General features: G+C 47.2%; 4 protein-coding genes and 1 pseudogene. 2 read left to right on the top strand and 3 right to left on the bottom strand.

Annotation, left to right across the window (positions count from 1 at the left end; genetic code table 11):
* From Q0R35_RS05900 to Q0R35_RS05890, 3 genes are all read right to left on the bottom strand, one after another.
* On the bottom strand, positions 1-906 hold a 906-nt coding region (locus Q0R35_RS05900; RefSeq protein WP_295615166.1), incomplete at its 3' end, for a TldD/PmbA family protein.
* Positions 907-1112: 206 nt separating this feature from the next.
* Positions 1113-4139 (bottom strand): phosphoenolpyruvate carboxylase, encoded by a 3027-nt coding sequence (gene ppc / locus Q0R35_RS05895; protein WP_295615165.1) that lies wholly within the window; start codon positions 4137-4139, stop codon positions 1113-1115.
* A gap of 281 nt (positions 4140-4420) precedes the next feature.
* The gene (locus Q0R35_RS05890; protein WP_295615164.1) at positions 4421-4699 is read right to left on the bottom strand and encodes a hypothetical protein; all 279 of its coding nucleotides are present in this window, start codon (positions 4697-4699) and stop codon (positions 4421-4423) included.
* Positions 4700-5217: 518 nt separating this feature from the next.
* Between Q0R35_RS05890 and pilM the strand changes: the two genes are divergently transcribed.
* A complete protein-coding gene (pilM, locus tag Q0R35_RS05885) occupies positions 5218-6333 on the top strand; it encodes a type IV pilus assembly protein PilM (RefSeq protein WP_295615163.1) in 1116 nt (371 codons plus the stop codon).
* Positions 6334-6337: 4 nt separating this feature from the next.
* Positions 6338-6858, top strand: a pseudogene (locus tag Q0R35_RS05880) (hypothetical protein); the annotation flags it as partial.

Raw genomic sequence — 6858 nt, 5'->3', positions numbered from 1 at the left:
CTTCATCTCTGCAAAGGGAGTAGTATTTTTCTCGATTTGGGTGGTTTCGAGTAAATGTCCGCAGGCTTCATGGAAAATTACGCCGCCGAACTGGTTCGCCATAATAATCGGATAAGTCCCCGATTCTACATAGTCAGCATAAAGCATCTTACCCGCCGACTCCGAGACATCTTCGGCTGTGGTGGCATAATCCCAACTAGTCAAGAATTTGGGGTTGCTAGTATCGCCAACTCGTTGCCCGATCGAAGAACGATTGGCTCCATCGGCGCATAATAAGTTATACCCGACTGATTGTGTCAGTCGAATATCGCGCGCGAATGTGCCATCGCTAGAGGCGACTAACACTTCTTGCCAATCGCGGAAATAAGCCGCCCGACGGGATTGTACGTGGGTCGCCTTTTGGTTGAGCTTGTCATTGGCGGCGAGTAATACATCGCCCATTTCACGCATCGAGCTACACTCTTTCAACCAGCTATCTTTACCCTTTTTGGTCGCATAGTCGCGCAACAATTCCAGGTTGATTTCTGGTACGTACGAATTCGGCGCGGGTAAATGTAAAGCCATAATTCCCAACGCCTTCTCTAAGGCAGATTTTAGCCCCATGAAGGATAGGTCGTTGGTGCTGACATAACAATCGGCTTTACCCTTAAATACCCGCACTCCCGCGCCTGTAGACAGCCGAGGCGAAATACTAGTAATCCGATCGTCTTCAGCCAGACAGCTAATATAGTTCGATCGCTCTAAGAAAAATTCGACAAAATCGGCACCAGCCGCTCGTCCTAAACCCAGCAGTGTCGCTAATGGAGCTTCCCAGGTTTCATCAAATCGATGAGTCGTCGATGAATAACTCAGATTTGGTAGTTGCTTTGATAACAAAAATGTCTTGGGATCGATCGAAACAGTCATGCAGGCTTCTCCTGGGGTGCTGTTTCTATTGTAACCAACCTGAGGGAAGTGGGGGAAGTCCTCGACCCCGCCCCAGCATTCCCCAAATCCTACTGTGTATACATAAATCAGTTAGACTTTGTTTTGAGATCCCAATCTCGCTTCACTCCAGAGATGTGTATACAGAAGCTCCTTGAGGGCAAGGCAAGTCACAAAATCCGATCGCATCAACCTGTATTCCGCATTCCCGCTGCAATGCCATTAATGGTTAACAGCGCGCCATCGAGGAGTTCTTTCTTAGAATAACGAGAATAAATCATCCCCGTACCGCCGTGTTGGCGCAGGCGTTTGAGCAAAGAGGCTTGCAAAAATCCTAACGGAACGATGCTACCATTCCGCAATTGGATCGATCGTTGGAGTTCGGGATTGTCGTCTAAGAATTTCTCGTGTCCAGAAATCCGCAGCACCATATCGCTGACGAGTAGATATTCTTGGGTAATCCGATCGAATAGTACCTCGAATTGCTCTTTGTATTCTGGTTGTGCGAGTTCGTTCATATAGTGACGTGCGATTTGCAAGTCTACTTTAGAAATCGTCATTTCTACTTTGGAAATTGCCATTCTGAAAAATGGCCACTTACGATAGAAACCTTGCAACAACTCGAAATTTTCAGTTGGCGATTCGGCAACAAATTCCTGAAGTGCCGCCCCGACACCGTACCAGGAGGGTAGTAAAAAGCGGCTTTGCGTCCAGCTAAATACCCAGGGAATGGCACGCAAACTGGCAAGATCGCGTTTGCCACCGCGACGAGCGGGACGAGAACTAATTTGCAGGTGACTGATTTCGTCGATCGGGGTAACCTGATGGAAGAAATCAACTAAATCGGGACAATCGTAAATCAGTGCGCGATAGTGTTTGCGCGATCGATCTGCCAGATCTTCCATAACTTCGTTCCACGGCTCGATATCATCGACTCCACCAGACATCAGGCTGGTTTTAATCACCGCACTCGCCACTTGTTCGAGGTTATATAGTGCCAATTCGGGCAGTGAATATTTAGAGGCAAGCACTTCACCCTGTTCGGTGATCTTGATCCGCCCGTTAATACTCTGCCCTGGTTGGGCTAAAATCGCCTCGTGGGATGGGCCGCCGCCTCTCCCGACGCTTCCCCCCCTGCCGTGGAAAATCCGCAGCTTGACGGCGAATTTCTCGGCGATCGATTGGAGGGCTTTTTGGGCTTTGTGGATTTCCCAGTTACTACTGAGGAAGCCCGCATCTTTATTACTATCGGAATAGCCCAGCATGACCTCTTGCAAATCGGGTACCAAACCGGGAATCGCATTCTTTGGAGTTGGCTCGTAGCCGCCTGTTAATGCCGATCGATACAATGGCAACTCAAATAGCGACTGCATGACTAGCGGTGCTTTTTTCAGATCTTCGACGGTTTCAAATAGGGGTACTACTTGCAGGCTGGTAATCCCGGTTGCCGGATCGTACAAACCCGCTTCTTTGGCTAGCAGCATGACTTCGAGAATGTCGCTGACATCTCGGTTCATACTAATTACATAGGTTTGACTGATTTCAGGGCCGAATTCTTGATGGAGTCGGCGCAGCATCCGAAAGGTTTCGATCGTCTCTACAGCTTTGTCCGAGAATGGGAGTTCGCCAGGAATTAAGGGGCGGCGGGTTTTGAGTTCGGCAACCAGCCAAGTGACTCGATCGGCTTCGGATAGGTCGTGATAAGATCCGGGCAATGCCTGGAGATAATCGGTAATTTCGGCGATCGTATCGGCATGACGACTACTTTCTTGACGAATATCTAGTTGGGCGAGATTGAACCCATAGATTTCGACTTGACAAATTAGCGTTTCTAGGGCTTGACAAGTTATCCCATTTTGCTGAATGCTGCGTCGGATCAGGTCTAGTTCTTTAAGAAAATCGGCTCCAGAATGGTAGCAGGTGTGGGGATTGAGGTCTGCTTTGGGCAGCTTTAAGCTATCCCATTTGGCAACTTGCCGCGATCGATCTAGGGTATTGGCGAGTCGTTCGATCGTATATGCCAATTTGAGTCGATATGGTTCTTGACGATACCGAATTGACAGCTCATCGTAGATTTCAGGGAAATGCGCTTTATCTTGTTCTAACGATTCTAATAACTCTGGTAATACATTACTCCAATGCAGCGACAGACTGAGCGTATTTGTCAAGCCCCGCATCGATTTAATATACTTTTTCAGCACGATGCCGCGCTGATAACAAGCAGTTTGCCAAGTAATTGTTGGCGTAACCGAAGGGTTGCCATCTCGATCCGATCCTACCCACGAGCCAAACCGACAAAACCGATTGCTAGGTGGGTTCAGATGGGGGAAAGACTGCTTGAGAGCTGTATTCAATCGTTGAGATAGCTGCGGAATCGCATCGAATAATACTTCCTCAAAATAGTGCAGGGTATAGTCTACCTCATCCAAAACTGTCGGTTTGAATTGATGTAATTCATCCGTCCGCCACCACAGCAAAATTTCTTCGAGGAGTTGTCCTTCGAGTTCGATAACTTCCCAAGAAGACTGAATTCCCAATCGGGTTAAATCTTCCTCAGCGCGATCGAGCTTTTCGAGAATTTGGGCGACTCGCCGTTGCTTATCGCGAATGGTATGGCGGACGATTTCAGTGGGGTGAGCGGTAAATACTAAGCCGATATCTAGCTCGTCGAATAGTCGCTGAATGTGTTGCGGCGGCACTCCAGCAGCTTTAAGTAAGGGAAATAGCGCGTGAAATGTACCGCGCTCTTTTTGCGGATCGGTAGACGCTTGCCAATTTTTTTCGAGCAATCCCGCACCTAATGGGGGATTGCTACTTTCAGCATGATGGTTAATGGCAGTGCTAGTTACATTGGGTGCTGAATACTGAAGCGATAATTTTAGTGCTAACTTCTGTTCGCACTGTTCGTAGTGTTGCTCGACAATATTAATCAATTGAAAATACAGCGCAAATGCTCTGGCGGCACGAATCGCATCTTTAAGATCGAGCTTTTCGATCAGTTGGTGAACTTCGTGCGATAGGGGTTCTGATAGACTCCCATCTGACGAACACATTTCGCGCAGTTGGTTGAGCAGATTGACTAAATCTTGACCGCAAGCATCTCGAAGCACGCGCTCCCACAAGTCTTCAATTACTTTGAGCCGATGATTTAGTAAGAGAGTGGATGGTGAAGAAACCATTAATTCTGGTTCCGAAATGTGGGTTAGCGGGTGCATATAACATTTGCTCGCGATATGGACGTGGGAGTGAAAACAACCCAAGGTGACGCTCTTATCATCAACTTGCCAGGTTAATAAGATCGAACGACCTCACGATGAAAAAATTTTGCTGCTCTTAAAGAGGCTTTACCAGCGCGTCGCTAGTACGATCGCTAGATGTGGAGCCAGATCGATTGCTACTCGAAGTCGCTCCTAATTATATCAAAGATTTGGAGACGACAGTAGATAAAGGTCGCTTTATCTCAGCCGCAGTAATAGCGATTTTCCAGCACCTCAAGCTAGATCTTCACATCGGTAGATGGCTCGATGTCTGAAAATACAATGTCTACCGATCGATCTGCTGATGTATCGATGTCTTCGCTCCGATCGGTAAAATGTAATACAGGCAAGCGATCGCCTCTAAATACCTCTTCACTGGCTACTCCCAGCCGTTCGAGCAGGTTACCCGCAGCTTGGAGTCCGACGATCGCACTCAACCAAGGAGTCGCAGCCATACTCACGAGCAGCGATGGTGAAACTACCGAAATCCGCGATGCTGAAACTGGCGATCCTGACATAGCAGTCCTCAACTCTAAATAAACTAATGCTAACAACTCCATCGCCTGCCTAGCAGCAGGTATAGAGGTTCGATCTCATATCATCATAGTCGAGTTGATGAGTCTGTGCTTGTGCCGATCGATACCGTTGGAGAGTCAGGAGTCAGGAGTAAGAAGTGGGGAAAATAGATCGAGGGTAATTTTTGGGTTGATTCATTTGAACGGATGGCTTAAAAGTGGCTCACAGAGTAGATTTTTTGGACTGAGATCGTTGGGATCGATCGTTGTGATGGCGATCGTAATACGAGTAATTTGAGCAAATCGGGAAAAAAACTATTAGCGATGTTAATTGTGATGGGTAGTTACGGGTAATTTAAGTAGGAGAGTAATTGAATATTTAAATAATTCAGATCGATATCGATCGAGGAGTCACCCAACCGTCTTCTAGGAACTTTCCCTCCAGCTTCACAGTGCATTGTCCCCCCGTCTTCGCTACTTCATCCTAGTGGCATGTTCCCGGCTATGAGTAACAAATTTATATGCTTAATCGATTAAAAAATCTATTCCCTCAACGAGGTAGTGGAGTGGCGATCGAACTTGGATCCGAACGGATCGTTATTGCCCAACTCCAAAAAAAAGGTGCAGATCTCTCGCTCAAAAAGCTCTGCTTTGCAGAAGTTCCTGAAGGAATTTTTGAAGAAGGGCGCATTATCAATCCTCAAGAGTTAGGTGACTTGATTCGGACGACCTTAGCCGACAACAAAATCAAGGCAACTCACGTCACTACCTCCGTGCCGATGCGGGAATCTGTGATTAGATTAATTCCATTACCAGCCGAATTAAACGATCGAGAAGTACGCGATTTAATTCTCAATCATGAGGCAGCATTATATCTACCATACCCGCGTGAAGAAGTCGATATCGACTATCAAAAACTCGATTTAGTAACCGACGAAGATGGGTTAGATAAAATTCAAGTGATGCTGGCAGCCACCCGCAAAGAAGTTACCGATAGTTATATCGAGACTTTTCAGTATGCTGGATTAGCAGTTAAAGTTCTGGAGATTAGTAGTTTTGCCGTTCTCCGCACAATTAAAGAACAACTGCGCCAATTTGCACCGCAAGAAGCCGTCGTACTAATTGATATCGAATTTGATTGTACCGAAATTGCGATCGTTGTTAATGGTATTCCTCAATTCAATCGTACCGTGCCGATCGGGACTTTCCAACTGCAAGAAGCTCTCAGTAGCGCGATGAATTTACCGCTGACTAGAAATTCTGACGCATTACAAGATATCACCATCCCCGATGTCCCTGTCAGCAGCATGAATAACCATAGCGAAGCGATGACTAGTATTAATCCTGGTATGGCTGCCATGATGCGGATTCTCACCGAATTAGCCGATGAAGTGCGCCGCAGTATCGAGTTTTACATGAGCCACAACGGTCAAGATCTCAAGCTCGAACAACTGCTCCTAGCTGGGCCAGGTGGTGGCTTAGGACAGCTCGACCTCTTTTTTACCCAAAGATTGAGCATTCCCACCACTCAAGTCGATCCGATCGGCGGATTAGGCTTGGAACCAGAGATGGATATTCCCATCGGTCAACGACCCGGACTCGGTGTAGTCCTGGGCTTAGGTATGCGCGAGGTATAACAATATGTACACTATCGATATTAATTTACTGCGCGAACGCGCTGACTATCAGACAGGCGCACAAAGCGAGTTTATCAACAACACGACCATCGGGCCGACTGCTAAATATGGCAAAGCTCCCCTATTTGTAGGCGTTGGCATCGCAGCATTAGGCTTGCTAATTACAGGCGGCGGTTGGCTATTGTTAGGTCAGCAAACCACTCAACTCGAAGCTAAACAAAAAGACCTCGACCAAAAATTGGGTAGTCTCAAAGTTCAGGATGCTAAATTGGCAGAGCTGAACGGACAAATCGCCTCAGCCACCGACCAAAACCAATCATTAACTAGTGTTTTCAATCAGGTGCAACCTTGGTCTGCCATCCTTCAAGATCTGCGAGAAAGCATTCCTAAAGGCGTGCAGATTGCTAATATCTCTCAGAGTGAGTTAAAAGCTGCCCCGGCGGCACCCGCAACAGCCGCAGCACCCCCAGCAGCTAGTGGTGGTTTAGTTAACAAAATTTCTACCCCTCCCAATCCTGAAGCCAA

It is taken from the genome of Chamaesiphon sp. GL140_3_metabinner_50, from assembly GCF_025361915.1.
Taxonomy (GTDB): domain Bacteria; phylum Cyanobacteriota; class Cyanobacteriia; order Cyanobacteriales; family Chamaesiphonaceae; genus Chamaesiphon.
The sequence above is the reverse complement of the archived record's forward strand: the minus strand, read 5'-3'. Positions and strand labels throughout refer to the sequence as shown.